This is a genomic window from Streptomyces sp. CNS606 (assembly GCF_000426325.1).
In genome coordinates this window covers 44,294-62,813 of the sequence record NZ_AUFD01000010.1, presented here as the reverse complement: position 1 = coordinate 62,813, position 18,520 = coordinate 44,294, and the positions used below count along the sequence as shown (strand labels likewise).

Here is an 18,520-nt window from a genome sequence, read left to right as displayed (position 1 = left end):
CGGTCAGTACCGGGGCCGGTCGTACCAGGCCTTCGCTTCGGCCTTGCACATGAAGACGATGATGAGGATGCCCAGTGCGATGTTCACCACACCGGTCGGCAGGCTGAAGACTCCGCCGAGGATGGAGAGGGAGCCCAGCACGATGGTGGCGATGCGCCAACCGGGGCCGCCCGTCTTGGCCTTGACGGCGCAGAGGAACGAGTAGACGGCGTTCGCCGCGGCGAGGAACGCCAGGAAGACGAAGACGCCGGTGCCCAGGTCGGCCACCATGCCCGCGTCGGGGTCGGCCGCCACGCTCGGGTCGTTCATGGCGTCGTTGAAGAGCGCGGCCACCAGGATCAGCCCGAGGGTGCCGACGACGGCGAGGCTGCCGAGGACGAAGTTGATGATGCGGACCGTCTTCACCGGGCTCGGCATCTGGGCCGGGACGCCGTAGCCCGCGCCCATCGGGTAGCCCTGCTCGGCCGGGCCGCCGTACGCCGAGAGGCCGCCCTGCTGCGGGTAGCCGTACGCGGCCTGCTGCGGGTCCTGCGGGTAGCCGTAGCCCGGCGCCTGCTGCTGGGGGTAGCCGTAGCCGGGCTGCCCCTGGGGCTGCTGGGCGTACGGGTTGTTCGGGTCCTGACCCGGCTGGGGTGGGTAGCTCACGAGCGGTGTCCTCCGAAGGTGCAGACGGCGCGGCGGTGCCGAGGGCTCCGGGGAGCCACCGGCACGCGTCCCGCCCCGCAGCGGACTGCGTGAGGCGTGAGCGGTGCGAGTGGTGCGCGCTGCGCACGACGATCTCCCCCGATACGACCGGCGCCCGACCGTGGGGACGGCGGCGCCGATCCTCCATCGTGGTGGGCGCGCAAGAGGCTGTCCAGTCAAGATCGGCAAATGTGGCGAATCTGAGACGCGCCCCGTCTGCGTTGTCCGCTTTCGGGTGCACGCGGCGCGCCGGGGCGTTCCGCGGCGCGGCGCGAGTGGAGCCGACCGTCGCCGATCCGGGAGAATGGACGTCATGAGCGCCCAGATTCTCGATGGCAAGGCCACCGCGTCCGCGATCAAGTCCGAACTCGCCACCCGGGTCGACACCCTCAGGGCCCGAGGCGTGACGCCCGGTCTGGGCACGCTGCTCGTGGGGGAGGACGTCGGCAGCCAGAAGTACGTCGCGGGCAAGCACCGCGACTGCGGGCAGGTCGGCATCGCCTCCATCCAGCGCACGCTGCCCGCGACCGCCACCCAGGAGGAGATCGAGGCGGTGGTGCGCGAGCTGAACGAGGACCCGGCCTGCACCGGGTACATCGTGCAGCTGCCGCTGCCCCGCGGCATCGACGTGAACCGCGTCCTGGCGCTCATGGACCCGGCCAAGGACGCCGACGGCCTGCATCCCACGAACCTCGGCCGCCTGGTGCTGAACGAGCCGGCGCCGCTGCCCTGCACGCCCAACGGCATCCTGTCGCTGCTGCGGCGGCACGAGGTGCAGATCGACGGCGCCGACGTGGTCGTCGTCGGCCGCGGCATCACCGTCGGCCGTTCGCTGCCGCTGCTGCTCACCCGCCGCTCGGAGAACGCGACGGTGACGCAGTGCCACACCGGCACCCGCGACATGCCCGCGCAGCTCCGCCGCGCCGACATCGTGGTGGCCGCGGCGGGTGTGCCGCACCTGATCAAGCCCGAGGACGTCAAGCCGGGCGCGGCCGTGCTGGACGTCGGCGTGAGCCGGGACGAGAACGGCAAGATCGTCGGAGACGTGCACCCCGGGGTGGCCGAGGTCGCGGGCTGGCTGTCGCCGAACCCCGGCGGCGTCGGCCCGATGACGCGGGCGCTGCTGCTCCAGAACGTCGTCGAGGCCGCGGAGCGGCAGGCCGCCGTCGCGGCCTGAGCACTCCCTGAGGCGCGAGAGGAAAGAGGAGAAGAGGTGACGAGGCACATGGGGACCGACGACAGGACGTCCGCGTCGGAGCCGGCCGGCGAGGCGCCCTCCGCGACGGGGCCGGAGCCGCAGCGGTCGCGCCGGTTCCCGGTCTTCACCCGGGACACCGCGCGCCCCGAGGGCGGCGGGCGCGCGGCGCCGGGCGACGCCCCGGCGCCGGCCCGGCAGTGGCCGATGCTGGTCGTCGCGACGGGCGTGCTGGTCGGCCTGCTGGTCTCCCTCGGCTCGTTCCGCGGGGGCGCCCTCACCATCGGCCTGACGGTGCTCGGCGCGGGGCTGCTGCGCTGGTGGCTGCCGTCGGTCGGCATGCTGGCGGTGCGTTCCCGGTTCACCGACGTGGCCACGTACGGCGTGCTGGGCGCCGGCATCACGCTGCTGGCGATGATGGCTCAGCCCGACCCGTGGCTGAACATCCCGATCCTGGACGACATCGTCCACTTCGTCATCGACTGAGGCGCGCCCGTCTTGCACGGGCCCCGATGCGCCCGGAAGTGACGTTCGTCACCCTGTGCGACGTTTCCGCGAAGTCGTACGCATGGTCCGCCGGAGTCCGGGCAGGCGAACATGCAACCCCCCACGGGTGTGCCACACCCGGCAGCCGCCCGCCGTTCCCCCTCCTGAGCGGGCGGCTGCCTCGTGTGCAGGGAGGGCGTCGGATAGCCTGACGCCGGATCTCTCTACGTCGAGAGACCCGCCAGTAAGGGCAGGGAGCCTCCTCCAAGTGCTGCGCTGAAGGGGAGACCCGACGCCACCGTCAGTACTACGGAGACCGCCACATGACCCGCACTCCCGTCCATGTCACCGTCACCGGCGCTGCCGGGCAGATCGGTTACGCGCTGCTCTTCCGCATCGCCTCCGGCCACCTCCTCGGCCCCGATGTGCCGGTCAGGCTGCGCCTCCTGGAGATCCCGCCGGCCGTGAAGGCCGCCGAGGGCACCGCGATGGAGCTGGACGACTGCGCCTTCCCGCTGCTGGACGGCATCGACATCACCGACGACGCGAACGTCGCCTTCGACGGCGCGAACGTGGCCCTGCTCGTCGGCGCCCGCCCGCGCACGAAGGGCATGGAGCGCGGCGACCTGCTGGAGGCCAACGGCGGCATCTTCAAGCCGCAGGGCAAGGCCATCAACGACCACGCGGCGGACGACGTCAAGGTGCTCGTCGTGGGCAACCCGGCGAACACCAACGCGCTCATCGCGCAGGCCGCCGCGCCGGACGTGCCGGCCGAGCGTTTCACCGCCATGACGCGCCTGGACCACAACCGCGCCCTCTCGCAGCTGGCGAAGAAGACCGGCGCGCCGGTCTCGGAGATCCGGAAGCTCACCATCTGGGGCAACCACTCCGCGACCCAGTACCCGGACATCTTCCACGCCGAGGTCGCGGGCAAGAACGCCGCCGAGACCGTGGGTGACGAGAAGTGGCTGGCCGACGACTTCATCCCGACGGTCGCCAAGCGCGGCGCCGCCATCATCGACGCCCGCGGCGCCTCCTCCGCCGCCTCGGCCGCCAACGCGGCCATCGACCACGTCCACACCTGGGTCAACGGCACCCCGGACGGCGACTGGACCTCCATGGGCATCCCGTCCGACGGCTCCTACGGGGTGCCCGAGGGCCTCATCTCGTCCTTCCCGGTCACCTGCTCCGGCGGGACCTACGAGATCGTGCAGGGCCTGGAGGTCAACGACTTCTCGCGGGCCCGGATCGACGCCTCCGTCCAGGAGCTGGCGGACGAGCGCGAGGCCGTCCGCGGCCTCGGCCTGCTCTGAGCACGGCCTGTTCTGAACCGACGGCCCCCGGCATCCCGCCGGGGGCCGTCGGCGTACCCGTCGAGACCAGCCACCGGGCCCCGTGCACCCGTAACCTCCGGTTACGGGTGAGGAACCCCACTTCTCGCAGGCCCGCAGACATGAGAACGGAGGAACGGGGCAGGGTTCGAGGTTGGCCGCACGCCCCCGGCGCACGCCTCCCTGCGCGTGCACGTCCGGCGGGCGGCCAGGCACATCTCGCACAGGGGAAGGCAGTACACACGGTGTCCGTAACCGACAGCATCCATGTCGACGGCGAGTGGCGCAGCGCCGCAGCCGGAGGCACGAGGGAGATCCTCGACCCCGCGGACGCCACCGTCCTCGCCGTCGTCGCCGACGGTGACGCGGCCGACACGGACGCCGCCGTCGCGGCCGCCCGCCGCGCCTTCGACGCCGGGCCCTGGCCGCACACCCCGGTCGCCGAGCGGGCGGCGCTGCTGCGCCGGGTCGCCGAGCTGCTCCAGCGCGACCGGGAGGAGATCGCCCTCCTGGAGTCGCGCGACGCCGGCAAGACCCTGGAGGAGGGCCGGGTCGACGTCGACGACGTCACCTCCGCCTTCCGCTACTTCGCGGACCTGGTGTCGAACTCCGCCGGCCGCGTGGTCGACGCGGGCAGCCCCGACGTGCACAGCGTCGTCGTGCACGAACCGGTCGGCGTCTGCGCGATGATCACCCCCTGGAACTTCCCGCTGCTCCAGGCGAGCTGGAAGGTCGCCCCGGCGCTGGCCGCGGGCAACACCTTCGTGCTCAAGCCCAGCGAGATCACCCCCCTGAGCACCCTCCACATGGTGAAGCTGCTCGCCGAGGCCGGGCTGCCGTCCGGCGTCGCCAACCTCGTGACCGGCCCCGGCGACCCGGTCGGCGCCCGCCTCTCCGCGCATCCCGACGTCGACCTGGTGTCCTTCACCGGCGGGCTGGTCTCCGGCGTCAAGGTCGCCCAGGCAGCCGCCCCCACCGTGAAGAAGGTCGCGCTCGAACTCGGCGGCAAGAACCCGAACGTGGTCTTCGCCGACGCCTGCGCCACCGAGCAGGGCTTCGACACGGCCGTCGACCAGGCCCTCAACGCCGCGTTCATCCACAGCGGCCAGGTCTGCTCGGCGGGCGCCCGGCTGATCGTCGAGGAGTCCGTCCGCGACCGTTTCGTCGCCGAACTCGCCGCCCGCGCACAGCGGATCCGGCTCGGCCGCGGGACCGAGAAGGACGTCGAGTGCGGCCCGCTGGTCTCCGCCCAGCAGCTCGCCAAGACCGAGGCGTACGTGGCCTCCGCGCTGGACGAGGGCGCCGTGCTGCGCTGCGGCGGCGAACGGCCCGAGCCGTCCGGCGTGCGTCCCGCCGACGGGTACTTCTACGCCCCGACGGTGCTGGACCACTGCCACCGCGGCATGAAGGTCGTCCGCGAGGAGACCTTCGGGCCGATCCTCACCGTGGAGACCTTCGCCGACGAGGACGAGGCCGTGGCGCTCGCCAACGACACCGAGTACGGCCTGGCCGGCGCGGTGTTCTCGGCCGACACCGCACGCGCCCGCCGGGTCGCCTCCCGGCTGCGGCACGGCACCGTCTGGATCAACGACTTCCACCCCTACCTCCCACAGGCGGAATGGGGTGGCTTCGGCAAGTCAGGGACGGGCCGCGAACTCGGCCCGCACGGACTCGCCGAGTACCAGGAGACCAAGCACGTCTACGAGAACCTGCGGCCGGAACCGGTGCGCTGGTTCGCGGGCTGACCCCGGGCCCGTGACCCGTCAGGCCCGAGCACAGGACTCACCCCCGAGGAGCACAACCCCACATGCCCACCTATGACTACGTCATAGTCGGCGGCGGTACGGCCGGTTCCGTGATCGCCTCCCGGCTCACCGAGGACCCTGCGGTCCGGGTCGCCGTGATCGAGGGCGGACCGTCCGACATCGACCGGCCCGAGGTGCTCACCCTGCGCCGCTGGCTCGGTCTGCTCGGCGGCGAACTCGACTACGACTACCCGACGACCGAGCAGCCGCGCGGCAACTCGCACATCCGGCACAGCCGCGCCCGCGTCCTCGGCGGCTGCTCCTCCCACAACACGCTGATCTCCTTCAAGCCGCTGCCGGCCGACTGGGACGAGTGGGAGCAGGCCGGCGCGGCCGGCTGGAACGCCGCCGCGATGGACCCGTACTTCGGGAAGCTGAAGAACAACGTCGTCGCCGTCGACGAGCGGGACCGGAACGCCATCGCCCGGGACTTCGTCGAGTCGGCCACCGCGGCGCTGGACGTGCCGCGCGTCGAGGGCTTCAACAAGGGCCCCTTCCACGAGGGCGCCGGTTTCTTCGACCTGGCCTACCACCCGGAGGACAACAAGCGCTCCTCCGCCTCCGTGGCCTACCTCCACCCGCACATCCGGTCCGGCGACCGCCCCAACCTGGACATCCTCCTGGAGACCTGGGCGTACCGGCTGCAGCTCGACGGCGACCGCGTCACCGGCGTCCACGTCCGCGGCGGGGACGGTGGGGAGCAGCTCGTGAGCGCTTCCCGCGAGGTGCTGGTGTGCGCCGGCGCCGTGGACACGCCACGACTGCTGCTGCACTCGGGCATCGGGCCCGCGAAGGACCTCGAGGCGCTGGGCATCACGGCCCGGCACGACCTGCCGGGCGTCGGGGAGAACCTGCTCGACCACCCGGAGTCGGTGGTCGTCTGGGAGACCGACGGACCCATCCCGGAGAACTCCGCGATGGACTCGGACGCGGGCCTGTTCGTCAGACGTGACCCGGAGTCCACCGGCCCGGACCTGATGTTTCACTTCTACCAGATCCCGTTCACCGACAATCCCGAGCGCATCGGCTACGCCAAGCCGGAGCACGGGGTGTCGATGACCCCGAACATCCCCAAGCCGCGCAGTCGCGGCCGGCTCTACCTGACCTCCGCCGACCCCGAGGTCAAACCGGCCCTGGACTTCCGCTACTTCACCGACGAGGACGACTACGACGCCCGCACCCTCGTCGATGGCGTCAAGCTGGCCCGCGAGGTGGCGAGGACCGCGCCGCTGGCGAACTGGCTCACGCGTGAGGTGTGCCCCGGCCCCGAGGTCGTCTCGGACGAGGAGATCAGCGCGTACGCCCGCAGCGTCGCGCACACCGTCTACCACCCGGCCGGCACCTGCCGCATGGGCGCGGCCGGCGACTCCCTGGCCGTCGTCGACCCCGAACTGCGCGTCCGGGGGCTGCACGGCGTCCGCATCGCCGACGCCTCGGTCTTCCCGACCATGCCGGCGGTCAACCCGATGATCGGCGTCCTCATGGTCGGCGAAAAGGCCGCCGACCTGATCCGGGCCGCCGCCCACGGAGGGGCGGCGACCGACGCATCTGCCGCGCACGGAACCGCCGCGCACGAAACCGCGACCGACAACGCACCGGGAGGTGTTGCGTGATGTCCGAAACCGCTGAGGCCACGACCAAGACCGGCCCGGTCTTCTCCGTACGCAACCTGTGGAAGGTCTTCGGTCCACGGGCCGACAAGGTCCCCGGCAACACGGACCTGGCCGGCCTGAGCGCCGGCGAACTGCGCGCCCGCACCGGCTGCACCGCCGCCGTCCGCGACGTCTCCTTCGACGTCCAGCAGGGCGAGGTCTTCGTCGTCATGGGACTGTCCGGCTCCGGCAAGTCCACCCTGGTGCGCTGCCTGACCCGGCTGATCGAGCCGACCGCCGGTGAACTCGTCATGGACGGCGAGGACGTCCGCGCCATGGACCGCACCCGGTTGCGCGAACTGCGCCGGCACCGCGCCTCCATGGTCTTCCAGCACTTCGGCCTGCTCCCGCACCGTAGCGTGATCGACAACGTCGCCTACGGCCTGGAGATCCAGGGCATGGGCAAGGCCGAACGCCGCGCCAAGGCGGCCGAGATGGTGTCCAAGGTCGGCCTGGACGGCCTCGGCGAGCGCCGCCCCGGCCAGCTCTCCGGCGGCCAGCAGCAGCGCGTCGGCCTGGCCCGCGCCCTGGCCGTCGACCCCGAGGTGCTGCTGTTCGACGAGCCGTTCAGCGCGCTGGACCCGCTGATCCGCCGCGACATGCAGGAGGAGGTCGTCCGGCTGCACCGCGAGGAGGGCCGCACGATGGTCTTCATCACCCACGACCTCTCCGAGGCGCTGCGCCTGGGTGACCGCATCGCCCTGATGCGGGACGGCGAGATCGTGCAGCTCGGCACCCCGGAGGAGATCGTCACCCGGCCCGCCGACGCCTACGTGCGCGACTTCGTCCGCGACGTGCCGCGCGAGCAGGTCGTCACCGTGCGCAGCGCGATGCGTCCCGCGGACGGCGCGGACTCCGCCGGGTCCGGCGCGGCCGTCGGCCCCGACACCCTGGTCTCCGACGCCATCGAGGCCGTCGCCCGCACCGGTGAACCGGTCCGGGTGATGGACGGCACGAAGCTGCTCGGCGTCGTCGGCCACGAGGAACTGCTCTCCGTCGTCGCCCGGCTGGACGACGCCGGGGAGGGCCGGGACGACGCCCGGGAGGTGGCCCCGGCATGAGCGCCCCCGCCCTGGAGCGGTCGGACCCCCCGAAGACCGCTCCCACTCCGAAGCCGCCGACCGGCCGCGACGAGAACGGCAGCCCGCCGGGCGGCGCCGCGAGACTCCTCGGCAACCCCCGGCTCACCGCCGTCGCCGCCGCCCTGCTGGTCGCCGTCCTCGGCGCGCTCGTTCTCGGCGAGGGCACCTGGCCGAAGGCGTGGACGTTCGACGTCGAAGCGCCGCTGCGGGACGTCGACAGCTGGCTCGTCGACAACCGCGACTCGCACTGGCTCTTCGTCTACTTCCTGCTGCACATCAGCAACAACGCCACCGCCGCGGTCGATGCGATCGAGTCGCTGCTGCTCTCCCTCGGCTGGATCGGGGTCACCGGTGTCGGCACCCTGGTCGCCTGGGCCGCCGGCGGGGCGGACCTCGGCCGCCGGGCCCTGAAGACCGCGGGCACCGCCCTCGGCGTCTTCGCGGTCTGCGGCGTGCTGGACATGTGGGAACCCACCATGGAGACGCTGGCCCTGATGACGGTCTGCGTCTTCGCCGCCGCCGTCCTCGGCATGTTCCTCGGCCTCGCGGCGGGCCTCTCCGACCGCTGCGAGCGGATGCTGCGCCCGGTGTTCGACACCATGCAGGTGATGCCGGCGTTCGCCTACCTGATCCCGTTCCTGCTGATCTTCGGCATCGGCGTGCCGTCCGCCGCCGTCGCCACCGTGATCTACGCGGCCCCGCCGATGGCCCGGCTGACGTCCCTCGGCCTGCGCGGCGCCGACCCCGCGGCGATGGAGGCCTCCGCCTCGCTCGGTGCGAGCCCCTGGCAGCGGCTGCGCACCGCGCGGCTGCCGCTCGCGCGCAAGGAGATGATGCTGGGGCTGAACCAGGCGATCATGATGTGCCTGTCGATGGTCGTGCTGGCCTCGCTCATCGGGTCCGGCGGGCTCGGCAACGAGATCTACCAGGCGCTGGCGAGCCTGGCCATGGGCGACGCGCTCGTCGCCGGCATCGCCGTCGTCCTGCTGGCCGTCCTGCTGGACCGCACCACCGCGGCGGCCGGTGAGCGGATCGACGAGGACGCCGCCCCCGGCTCCGGCTGGGCGGCCCGGCTGCGCGGCGGCCCGCTGTGGGCCGGGCTCGCCGTCCTCACCGCCGTGCTGGCCACGGTCGGCGCCCGGCTCTGGGACCGCGAGTGGCCGGAGGCGTGGACGGTCGACATCGCCGATCCGCTGCAGGCGGCGACCGAGTGGTTCACCGCGCACGCCGGTTCCGGCGTCCCCCTCATCGGCGGCACCCTCACCTGGTCCGACGCCTTCACCAACGTCGTGCTCAACCCGCTGCGCGACGGGCTGCTGGCGACCCCGTGGTGGGCCGTGCTGCTGCTCGCGGCCGCCCTCGGCTGGGCGGTGGCCTCCTGGCGCGCTGCGCTGAGCGGCGTCCTCGCGCTCGGTCTCATCGGGGTGATGGGGCTGTGGAACCGCTCCCTGGACACGCTGTCGCAGGTGCTCGCCGGTCTGGCGATCACGCTGCTGTTCGGCTTCCTGCTCGGGGTCCTCGCCGCACGTGTGGGCCGGGTGGAACGCATGCTGCGACCCGTCCTCGACACCATGCAGACCATGCCGCAGTTCGTCTACCTCATTCCGGTCCTCGCCCTCTTCGGTCTCGGCCGCACGGCCGGCATCGCCGCGGCCGTGGTCTACGCGCTCCCCGCCGTCGTCCGCATCACCGCGCAGGGCGTCGCGAAGGTCGACCCCGCCGCCCTGGAGGCCGCCCGTTCGCTGGGCGCGACCGGACGGCAGCAGCTCTTCGGCGTCCAGCTCCCGCTGGCGCGCCGGGCGTTGCTCGTCGCCACCAACCAGGGCGTGGTGCTGGTGCTGTCGATGGTCGTCATCGGCGGCATGGTCGGCGGCGGTGCGCTGGGCATCGACGTCGTCACCGGCCTCGCGAAGAGCAACCTGGCGCTCGGCATGTCGGCCGGCATCGCCATCGTCTGCCTGGGCGTCCTGCTGGACCGCGTCACCCAGCCCGTCGAGCGCGCCCGCGGGCGGCGCTAGGGCCTGGCCCCCGGATCGTTTCCCGTACACAACACAGAAGAAGGAACTCCATGAAGCACAGCAAGCGGATACGCACCACCGTCCTGGCCGGCACCGCCGTGGTCGGCATGCTCGGCATGAGCGCCTGCGCGGCGAAGACCGACACGAGCGGAGGCGGCGGTGAGAGCGTCACGCTCGCACAGCCCTCCTGGGTCGGCGCGCAGGCCAACGTCGCCGTCGCGGCCAAGCTGCTCGAGCAGGAGATGGGCTACGACGTCGAGGTCAAGCAGCTCGACGAGCCGGCCGCGTTCGACGCGCTGCACAGCGGCAACGCCGACGCCCTCCTGGAGGACTGGGGCGGCGTTCCGAAGAAGGAGAAGCTGTACGTCGAGGAGAAGAAGACCGTCGTCAACGGCGGCGACCTCGGCGTCGAGGGGCACATCGGCTGGTTCGTGCCCAAGTACTACGCCGACAAGCACCCCGAGGTGAAGAACTGGAAGGGCCTGAAGAAGCTCTGGCAGGACTTCAAGACCTCCGAGAGCGGCGGCAAGGGCCAGTTCCTGGGCGCCGCCCCGTCGTACACCACGCACGACAAGGAACTGATCAACAGCCTCGACCTCAACTTCAAGATCGTTCCGACGGGCAGCGAGGCCGCCGAACTCAAGGAGATCAAGCGGCTCTACGACGCCAAGAAGCCGTTCGTCGGCTACTGGTGGCAGCCGCAGTGGATGAACGCCGAGATCGACATGGTCGAGGTCGAGCTTCCGCCCTACGAGGACGGCTGCCTCGAGGCGAAGCCGATCAAGTGCGGCTACGACACCCTCATGCTGCAGAAGTACTTCAACGCCGACTTCGAGAAGGACGGCGGCGAGGCCGCGCAGTTCCTCGAGAACTTCTCGTGGGAGACCGAGGACCAGAACAAGGTCGCCCAGATGATCGCCGGTGACGGCATGGACCAGGAGGACGCGGCAGCCAAGTGGATCAAGAGCAACAAGTCCACCTGGGAGCAGTGGATCCCCAAGAAGTGACGCACCGCGCGCGGCCCTGAAGGGCCGTCACCGTGCCGCTGCGCCCCGCCGACCGGACCCGGTCGGCGGGGCGCAGCGCCGTCCCGGGACGCGTCGCACGCCGGCGAGCGGCACGGCCGGGAGGTGCCGTGCGTAGGGCATGTATGAGTGGTCGGCCGATCGGCCCTTTCGGTGAGCGCCGGCGAGTAGGCTGCGTCGATCTCCTGACATTGCCCTTTTCGGCCGGAATTCTCTGTGCGTCATCCGGGACTCGGCCGCTTGACGCGAGGATGTGACGATGGCTGAGCTGGTGGAGCTGGGGGACGGAGCTCTGAAGGTCTACACGCAGAGCGCTGTGGAAATGGAGTACATCTACAACGAGATATTCCGGCAGGAATGCTACGGCGGTCTGGACCTGCCGGAGCGCCCCTTCGTGCTCGACGCCGGCGGAAACGTCGGCATTTTCGTCCTCTACCTCAAGTCGCACCATCCGGACGCCGAAGTCGTTTCCTTCGAGCCGATGTCGGCATCGCGGGAACTCTTCGAGAAGAACATGGCACTGCACGGCATCGACGGCGTGACACTGCATCCGTGCGCGCTCGGGAGCACGACCGAGCGGGGCGTGACCTTCTCCTTCTATCCGCTTCTCCCGGCGAATTCGACCCGGCACCCGGAGATCAAGGAACTGCCCAAGGACCAGATGGCGGAGAAGGTGGACCGCGAAACGGTCGAGCACTATTACCACGCCGAGGAGGTCACCGCGGACGTCGAACGTCTCGCCGCGTTCATCCCCGCAGGCCGCACCGTCGATCTCCTCAAGATCGACGTGGAGGGTGCCGAGGCGGACGTCCTGCGCGGCGTCGACGAGAGTCAGTGGCCGCGGGTGAAGCGGGTCGTCGCCGAAGTCGTCGACATGGACGGCCGCCTGGACGCCATCTGCGGGATCCTGAGGGATGCGGGCTTCGAGGTCGATGTGCAGCAGGCGCCGATGACCGAGGCGGAGGACCGGTACTCCATGGTGCGCGCCGTGCGTGCCTGACACGCGCGCGCCGGCGCGGCGCACGCGCCCGGCGCGGTCGCCGTGCGCCGCCCCGGCGATCCGCGGGTCGCCGGGGCGGTGGGGCGGGCGGGGTTCAGCCCGCGAGGACCGAGCGGAGCTGGTCCAGGCCCCAGTCCAGGTCCTCCTTGGTGATGACCAGCGGCGGCGCGATCCGGATGGTCGAGCCGTGGGTGTCCTTCACCAGCACGCCCTGAGCCATCAGCTGTTCGGAGATCTGCCGTCCGGTGCCGTGCGCCGGGTCGATGTCCACACCGGCCCACAGGCCGCGTCCGCGCACCTCGCGCACCGCGCCGTCGCCGGCCAGCACGCCCAGTTCGTGGTGCAGGTGCTCGCCCAGCTCCTTCGCCCGCTGCTGGTACTCGCCCGTCTCCAGCATCCGTACGACCTCCAGGCCCACCGCGCAGGCCAGCGGGTTGCCGCCGAACGTCGAGCCGTGCTCGCCGGGCTTGAACACGCCCAGCACGTCGTGGTTCGCGACCACCGCGGAGACCGGCACCACGCCGCCGCCGAGCGCCTTGCCCAGCAGGTACGCGTCCGGCACCACGCCCTCGTGCTCGCACGCGAAGGTGGCGCCCGTCCGGCCCAGGCCGGACTGGATCTCGTCCGCGATGAACAGCACGTTCCGTGCACGGGTCAGCTCGCGCACCCCCGGCAGGTAGCCCGCCGGCGGCACCAGCACACCCGCCTCGCCCTGGATCGGCTCCAGCATCACGGCGACGGTGTTCTCGTCGACCGCGGCCTCCAGCGCCGCGAGGTCGCCGTACGGCACCATCTCGAAGCCCGGCGTGTAGGGCCCGTAGTCGGCCCGCGCCTCCTCGTCGGTGGAGAAGGACACGATGGTCGTCGTACGGCCGTGGAAGTTGTTCTCCGCGACGACGATCTTCGCCTTGCCCTGCGGGACGCCCTTGACCTGGTAGCCCCACTTGCGGGCGGTCTTCACCGCGGTCTCGACCGCCTCGGCGCCGGTGTTCATCGGCAGCACCGCGTCCTTGCCGCACAGCCGGGCCAGCTCCTGGCAGAACTCGGCGAACCGGTCGTGGTGGAAGGCGCGGGAGGTCAGCGTGACGCGGTCGAGCTGGGCCTTGGCGGCGTCGATCAGGCGGCGGTGGCCGTGACCGAAGTTCAGCGCGGAGTACCCGGCGAGCATGTCCAGGTAGCGCCGCCCCTCGACATCCGTCATCCACGCGCCGTCGGCGGAGGCGACGACGACGGGGAGCGGGTGGTAGTTGTGCGCGCTGTACGCGTCCGAGGCGGCGATCAGCTCGGAAGAAGCGACCATGGGTGGGTCCTCTCGATCTTCGTCTTCGTACCTGGTAGGGCAGGCGGCCGGCTGCGCCGGGTGTGGCACCGGCCCTCTCTATCGTCGGTCCCCGGAGCCGCTCCGTGAACCCGGGGAGGTGATCCTTGGCAGGTCGTCACCCTGCGAAACCGCACCGCCACCGGACCGACTCCCGCGCGCGCACCGCCGGACGGCGTACCGGGGGTGTGATTCCCGTCCGAGTCGCGCCCCGTGGGCCCGCCGGGGCCGCCCGCTCTGAGAGAATGCCGGTATGGCCAATGATCGTCGTCCTCGCGTGCTGTCCGGCATCCAGCCCACCTCGGGCTCGTTCCACCTCGGTAACTACCTCGGTGCCGTGCGTCAGTGGGTGGACCTCCAGGAGGGCCACGACGCGTTCTACATGGTCGTCGATCTGCACGCCATCACCGTCCCGCAGGACCCGGCCGAACTGCGCAAGAGCACCCGCCTCGCGGCCGCCCAGCTGCTCGCCGCCGGCCTGGACCCGCAGCGCTGCACGCTCTTCGTGCAGAGCCACGTCCCCGAGCACGCGCAGCTCGCGTGGGTCATGAACTGCCTGACCGGCTTCGGTGAGGCGTCGCGCATGACCCAGTTCAAGGACAAGTCCGCCAAGCAGGGCGCCGAGGGCACCACGGTCGGCCTGTTCACCTACCCGATCCTCCAGATCGCCGACATCCTGCTGTACCAGGCCGACCGCGTCCCGGTCGGCGAGGACCAGCGGCAGCACGTCGAGATCACCCGGGACGTCGCCGAGCGCTTCAACAGCCGCTACGGCCGGACTTTCACCATCCCGCAGCCGTACATCCTCAAGGAGACGGCGAAGATCTACGACCTCCAGGAACCGTCGATCAAGATGAGCAAGTCGGCCTCGTCGCCGAAGGGCATCATCAACCTGCTCGACGAGCCGAAGGTCTCCGCGAAGAAGATCAAGAGCGCGGTCACCGACACCGAGACGGAGATCCGTTTCGACGTGGTCGACAAGCCGGGCGTGAGCAACCTGCTCACCATCCTCTCCACTCTTACCGGTGCCTCCGTGCCGGAACTGGAGAACCGGTACGCCGGAAAGGGCTACGGTGCGCTCAAGACGGACCTCGCCGAGGTCGTCGCGGGCTGGGCAGAGCCGTTCCGCGCCCGCACCCGGGAGTACATGGAGGATCCGGAGACGCTGGACTCCCTCCTCGCCGAAGGAGCGGACAAGGCGCGTACCGTCGCCGCGGAGACCCTGGCGGAGGCGTACGACAAGGTGGGCTTCGTGCCCGCCAAGCACTGACACCGGCCGAAGCGGCCCGGGAGACCGACCGCAGCACCGCAGGAGCGAGAAGGGAGAGCGACGTGGGGACCGTCACGCTCGGCGTATCGATCGCCGTCCCGGAGCCGTACGGCAGCCTGCTGCAGGACTGTCGTACGGGCTTCGGCGACACCGCCGCACACGGCATCCCCACGCACGTGACCCTGCTCCCGCCGACGCAGGTCGACGCGGACGCCCGCCCCGCCATCGAGGAGCACCTGGCCTCGGTGGCGACGTCCGGCCGGGCCTTCCCGATGCGGCTGTCCGGCACCGACACCTTCCGGCCGCTGTCGCCGGTGGTGTTCGTGCAGGTCGTCGAGGGCGGCTCCGCCTGCGGCTGGCTCCAGGAGCGGGTGCGGGACGCGGACGGCCCGCTCGGCGCCCGCGAGCTGACCTTCCCGTACCACCCGCACGTCACCGTCGCGCACGGCATCGACGAGGAGGCGATGGACCGGGCGTACGAGGAGCTCGCGGACTTCGAGGCGTCCTGGACGGTCACCGGCTTCGCCCTCTACGAGCAGGGCGAGGACGGCGTCTGGCGGCTCCAGCGCCACTTCCTCTTCGCCGACCAGCGCCCCCGCACGCCGCTGCCGCAGCAGGGTCACGAGCACGCCCCGGCCGCGCCCGCGCCGCTGCCGCCGACCGTCTCGGCGCTCGACACGCCGCCGGTCGCCGGGCTGACCGGCTCCCCGGCCGTCGAGGTGCCGGGCCCGCCGCTGGCCGCGCCCCCGCTCGGCCCCGGCGCGCCGCCGGCCGCCGGTGCGCTGCGTCGCGGCTGACCGCACCTACGGTGTGTGACGCCCGCCCGCCCGGGGCAGACGCGACAGGGGCGGGAGGAGGCGCACGCGTCGCGCACCCCGAGGAGCGTTCCGTAGCGAACAGGCGGTGACCATGGACTGGCTGACCCGACTCCCCGTGGTCGGACCGGCGGCCGCCTGGCTGTTCCGCACCCGCCTCTGGCACACCTACGAGCACCTGGACGCCCGGCACTGGACGCGGCTGGCCGCCGCCGTCACCTTCACCAGCTTCCTGGCGCTGTTCCCGATGCTGGCGGTGGCCGCCGCCGTCGGCGCCACGTTCCTCTCACCGGACCGGATGAGCGGTCTCCAGGACTGGATGGCCGCGCAGATCCCCGGCATCGCCGATCAGCTCGACCTCCGCACCCTGGTCGACAACGCGGGCACCGTCGGCGTGGTCGGCGGCGCGCTGCTGCTGGTCACCGGTGTCGGCTGGGCGAGCACCCTGCGGGAGACGCTGCGGGCGGTGTGGGACCTGGAGGAGGACCCGGGCAATCCGGTGCTCCTCAAGGTCAAGGACCTCGGGGTGCTGGCCGGCCTGGGTCTGGTCGGACTGCTGTCGGTCGCCGGCTCGGCGTTCGCGGTGGCCGCGGTGGGCTGGGTCGCCGAACGCGCCGGTCTCGTCGAGGGCGGAGTCGGCACCGCGCTGCTCCGGGCGTGCGGCTACGGGGCGGCGATCGCCACGGACTTCCTGCTGCTCTGGTACGTGCTGAAGTGGCTGCCGCGCGTCGAGCCGCCGCGCGGCTCCCTGATCGCCGCCTGCCTGATGGGCGCGGCGGGCTTCGAGCTGCTCAAGGCACTGCTCGGCGGCTACCTCCAGGGTGTCGCGGCGAAGAGCATGTACGGCGCCTTCGGCGTGCCCATCGCCCTGCTGCTGTGGATCAGCCTGATGGCGAAGCTGCTGTTCCTCTGCGCCGGCTGGACGGCCACCGCGTCCCGCCCGATCCGCGGCAAGGAGGGCGCGGACACCGCGCCGGCGGACGCGGACGGGCCGGGCGCCGACGGGCCGGGCGCCGACGACGACGAGGCGTCCGCCCCGGGCGGGGCGGACGCCTCGAAGAAGCACGGCAGGCCCGGCGGGAGGATCAGCCCTCCCGCTCCGAGTTCCCCGGACCGCGCCGCAGCCGGGACACGTCGGGAAGCGCCATCGGCCAGCGGCGGTGCACCACGTACGCGACCAGCGCCAGAAGCACCAGGCTCCCGCCCGTGAGGCCCAGGGCGATCTTCATGCCCCCGCCGGAGCCCGCCTGCTCGTCGCCGGCTTCGACCAGGGACGCCTCGTCCGGGTCCTGGCTGCCCCCCGGGTTGCCCTCGTTGCCGCCGGCCTCGCCGTCCGCACCGGGCTTGGCGTCCGTCTCGGGGATCGCCGGCGGCGCCAGTTCTCCGACCGGCCGCACCGCGTCCGCGGCGGCGAAGCCCCAGTCGAACAGCTTGGTGGTCTCCTCGTAGACCTTCAGGTGGCCGTCCTCCGGGTGCATCACCGTGACCAGCAGCACGCGGCCGTCCTGCTCCGCGACGGCGGTCAGGGTGTTGCCGGCGTTCGAGGTGTAGCCGTTCTTCACGCCGGCGATGCCGGGGTAGGCCTCGATGCCGTTGCCGGTCAGCAGCCGGTTGGTGTTCTGGATCTCGAAGTGCTTCCGCTTCTTCTCCCCGTCCTTGCCTTTCTTCTTCTTCCACTCGCCGGGGAACTGGGCGCGGACCGTCGAGACGTACTCGCGGAAATCGGCCTTCTGCATGCCCGACCGCGCGATGAGGGTGAGGTCGTAGGCGGAGGAGACCTGCCCGGGCATGTCGTAGCCGTCCGGGCTGACCGCGTGGGTGTCCAGCGCGCGCAGCTCCTTCGCGTGCGCGTTCATCTCCTTCACGGTCCGGCCGATCCCGCCGTTCATGGCCGAGAGCACGTGCACCGCGTCGTTGCCCGAGCGCAGGAACACGCCGAGCCACAGGTCCTCCACCGTGTAGGGGTGGTCCTCCTTGACCCCGACCCGGCTGCTGCCCTCGCCGACGTGCGCGAGGTCGGCGGGGGTGACCTCGTACTCCATCTCCTTGGGGAACTTCGGCAGCAGCGTGTCGGCGAAGAGCATCTTCAGGGTGCTGGCCGGTGCGAGTTTCCAGTGCGCGTTGTGTGCGCCGAGCACGTGCCCGGTCTCGGCGTCGGCCACGATCCAGGAGCGGGCCGTCAGCTTCTTCGGCACCTTGGGGGCGTCGGCTCCCGGTCGGGGATCGACCTGGGTTCCCGGCTCGCCGAGGCGTGCCCCGCCGATGGTCGACATCTGAGCCGGAGGCTTCTTTTTGTCCTTTTCCTCCTCGGTGGGGGCCGCATATGCTGTCGGGACGGGCAAACTGGCCGTCAGGAGCGTGGCAGCGGCGAGCGCGAGGAGGCGCGCGCGGCGGAGACCGCGCGGGCGCGAAGCAGTTGAGGTCGTCGGCACACACATGAACGTACAGGCACATTCATCCCCTGGGGACCTTGCGGGGCCCGTAACCCGGCACTGTCGCCCCGAACGGCGACGGCATTAGGCCGATAGCCATACTTGAACCATGCACCAGCCCCGCGTCATGACCCGCCGCGTCTCCTGGTTCCTGCTCGCCTTCGGCGTCTGGTCCTGGTTCATCTGGATCACCTTCGTCCGCAATCTCGTGCAGGACGCGAGCGGCCTGGCATTCGAGGACGGCGACCCGACGGCGTACTTCTGGGTGCACCTGACGCTCGCCGTCGTCTCCTTCCTGCTGGGCACGGCGATCGGCGTGCTCGGCCTGCGGGGGCTGCTCGGCCTGCGAGGGCCGAGCGGGCGGCGGGAGCCGGACGCGGGCACCGGCACCGGAGCGGAGCGCTGAC

At 71.6% G+C, this 18,520-nt stretch carries 14 protein-coding genes and 2 pseudogenes; 13 read left to right on the top strand and 3 right to left on the bottom strand.

Features of this window, described 5'->3' with window-relative positions:
• Positions 1-3 precede the first annotated feature (3 nt).
• Positions 4-645, bottom strand: coding sequence for a hypothetical protein (locus K304_RS0107850; protein ID WP_027763292.1), 642 nt, complete (start codon positions 643-645; stop codon positions 4-6).
• Between the two features lie 352 nt (positions 646-997).
• Between K304_RS0107850 and K304_RS0107845 the strand changes: the two genes are divergently transcribed.
• The 9 genes from K304_RS0107845 (at position 998) to K304_RS27925 (ending at position 12,278) form a co-directional block, all read left to right on the top strand.
• The gene (locus tag K304_RS0107845) at positions 998-1,861 is read left to right on the top strand and encodes a bifunctional methylenetetrahydrofolate dehydrogenase/methenyltetrahydrofolate cyclohydrolase (RefSeq protein ID WP_027763291.1); all 864 of its coding nucleotides are present in this window, start codon (positions 998-1,000) and stop codon (positions 1,859-1,861) included.
• A gap of 48 nt (positions 1,862-1,909) precedes the next feature.
• The gene (locus K304_RS0107840) at positions 1,910-2,365 is read left to right on the top strand and encodes a DUF3017 domain-containing protein (RefSeq protein ID WP_027763290.1); all 456 of its coding nucleotides are present in this window, start codon (positions 1,910-1,912) and stop codon (positions 2,363-2,365) included.
• Positions 2,366-2,688: 323 nt separating this feature from the next.
• Positions 2,689-3,678, top strand: coding sequence for a malate dehydrogenase (locus tag K304_RS0107835; protein WP_027763289.1), 990 nt, complete (start codon positions 2,689-2,691; stop codon positions 3,676-3,678).
• A gap of 263 nt (positions 3,679-3,941) precedes the next feature.
• Positions 3,942-5,441 carry an aldehyde dehydrogenase family protein gene (locus K304_RS0107830; protein WP_027763288.1) on the top strand — a complete coding sequence of 500 codons (1,500 nt, stop codon included), beginning with the start codon at positions 3,942-3,944 and terminating at the stop codon, positions 5,439-5,441.
• A gap of 62 nt (positions 5,442-5,503) precedes the next feature.
• Positions 5,504-7,114, top strand: coding sequence for a GMC oxidoreductase (locus tag K304_RS27940; RefSeq protein ID WP_078528779.1), 1,611 nt, complete (start codon positions 5,504-5,506; stop codon positions 7,112-7,114).
• Positions 7,114-8,214, top strand: a complete 1,101-nt coding sequence (locus tag K304_RS27935) for a glycine betaine/L-proline ABC transporter ATP-binding protein (protein WP_051308093.1) — start codon at positions 7,114-7,116, stop codon at positions 8,212-8,214. Before K304_RS27940 ends, K304_RS27935 begins: the two co-directional genes overlap by 1 nt.
• Complete coding sequence (locus K304_RS0107815) at positions 8,211-10,253, top strand: ABC transporter permease subunit (protein ID WP_027763287.1); 2,043 nt, start codon at positions 8,211-8,213, stop codon at positions 10,251-10,253. Before K304_RS27935 ends, K304_RS0107815 begins: the two co-directional genes overlap by 4 nt.
• 50 nt (positions 10,254-10,303) lie before the next feature.
• The gene (locus K304_RS0107810) at positions 10,304-11,260 is read left to right on the top strand and encodes an ABC transporter substrate-binding protein (RefSeq protein ID WP_027763286.1); all 957 of its coding nucleotides are present in this window, start codon (positions 10,304-10,306) and stop codon (positions 11,258-11,260) included.
• A gap of 277 nt (positions 11,261-11,537) precedes the next feature.
• Entirely contained in the window at positions 11,538-12,278 is a 741-nt protein-coding gene (locus K304_RS27925) for an FkbM family methyltransferase (RefSeq protein ID WP_051308091.1), read from the top strand.
• Positions 12,279-12,372: 94 nt separating this feature from the next.
• Here K304_RS27925 and rocD read toward each other — a convergent pair whose 3' ends face one another.
• Positions 12,373-13,578, bottom strand: a complete 1,206-nt coding sequence (gene rocD / locus K304_RS0107795) for an ornithine--oxo-acid transaminase (RefSeq protein WP_027763285.1) — start codon at positions 13,576-13,578, stop codon at positions 12,373-12,375.
• A gap of 271 nt (positions 13,579-13,849) precedes the next feature.
• Here rocD and trpS point away from each other — a divergent pair, with 271 nt between their 5' ends.
• The 3 genes and pseudogenes from trpS to K304_RS33940 all read left to right on the top strand — a co-directional run.
• A complete protein-coding gene (trpS, locus tag K304_RS0107790) occupies positions 13,850-14,866 on the top strand; it encodes a tryptophan--tRNA ligase (protein ID WP_027763284.1) in 1,017 nt (338 codons plus the stop codon).
• 62 nt (positions 14,867-14,928) lie between these two features.
• Positions 14,929-15,448 (top strand): annotated as a pseudogene (locus tag K304_RS27920) (2'-5' RNA ligase family protein); the annotation flags it as partial.
• Positions 15,449-15,775: 327 nt separating this feature from the next.
• Positions 15,776-16,606 (top strand): annotated as a pseudogene (locus K304_RS33940) (YihY/virulence factor BrkB family protein); the annotation flags it as partial.
• A 160-nt stretch (positions 16,607-16,766) separates the two neighbouring features.
• On the opposite strand, the gene K304_RS27915 reads toward K304_RS33940, so the two are convergent.
• Positions 16,767-18,119 (bottom strand): D-alanyl-D-alanine carboxypeptidase, encoded by a 1,353-nt coding sequence (locus K304_RS27915; RefSeq protein ID WP_078528777.1) that lies wholly within the window; start codon positions 18,117-18,119, stop codon positions 16,767-16,769.
• A 121-nt stretch (positions 18,120-18,240) separates the two neighbouring features.
• Here K304_RS27915 and K304_RS0107770 point away from each other — a divergent pair, with 121 nt between their 5' ends.
• Positions 18,241-18,519 carry an SCO4848 family membrane protein gene (locus tag K304_RS0107770; RefSeq protein ID WP_037789619.1) on the top strand — a complete coding sequence of 93 codons (279 nt, stop codon included), beginning with the start codon at positions 18,241-18,243 and terminating at the stop codon, positions 18,517-18,519.
• Position 18,520: the final 1 nt, after the last annotated feature.

Bases quoted from the DNA above. Each gene is read 5' to 3' on its own strand.
- K304_RS0107845 (WP_027763291.1), top strand. From the start codon at position 998: ATGAGCGCCCAGATTCTCGATGGCAAGGCCACCGCGTCCGCGATCAAG.
- K304_RS0107840 (WP_027763290.1), top strand. From the start codon at position 1,910: ATGGGGACCGACGACAGGACGTCCGCGTCGGAGCCGGCCGGCGAGGCG.
- K304_RS0107835 (WP_027763289.1), top strand. From the start codon at position 2,689: ATGACCCGCACTCCCGTCCATGTCACCGTCACCGGCGCTGCCGGGCAG.
- K304_RS27940 (WP_078528779.1), top strand. From the start codon at position 5,504: ATGCCCACCTATGACTACGTCATAGTCGGCGGCGGTACGGCCGGTTCC.
- K304_RS27935 (WP_051308093.1), top strand. From the start codon at position 7,114: ATGTCCGAAACCGCTGAGGCCACGACCAAGACCGGCCCGGTCTTCTCC.
- K304_RS0107815 (WP_027763287.1), top strand. From the start codon at position 8,211: ATGAGCGCCCCCGCCCTGGAGCGGTCGGACCCCCCGAAGACCGCTCCC.
- K304_RS0107810 (WP_027763286.1), top strand. From the start codon at position 10,304: ATGAAGCACAGCAAGCGGATACGCACCACCGTCCTGGCCGGCACCGCC.
- K304_RS27925 (WP_051308091.1), top strand. From the start codon at position 11,538: ATGGCTGAGCTGGTGGAGCTGGGGGACGGAGCTCTGAAGGTCTACACG.
- rocD (WP_027763285.1), bottom strand. From the start codon at position 13,578: ATGGTCGCTTCTTCCGAGCTGATCGCCGCCTCGGACGCGTACAGCGCG.
- trpS (WP_027763284.1), top strand. From the start codon at position 13,850: ATGGCCAATGATCGTCGTCCTCGCGTGCTGTCCGGCATCCAGCCCACC.
- K304_RS27915 (WP_078528777.1), bottom strand. From the start codon at position 18,119: ATGTGTGTGCCGACGACCTCAACTGCTTCGCGCCCGCGCGGTCTCCGC.
- K304_RS0107770 (WP_037789619.1), top strand. From the start codon at position 18,241: ATGACCCGCCGCGTCTCCTGGTTCCTGCTCGCCTTCGGCGTCTGGTCC.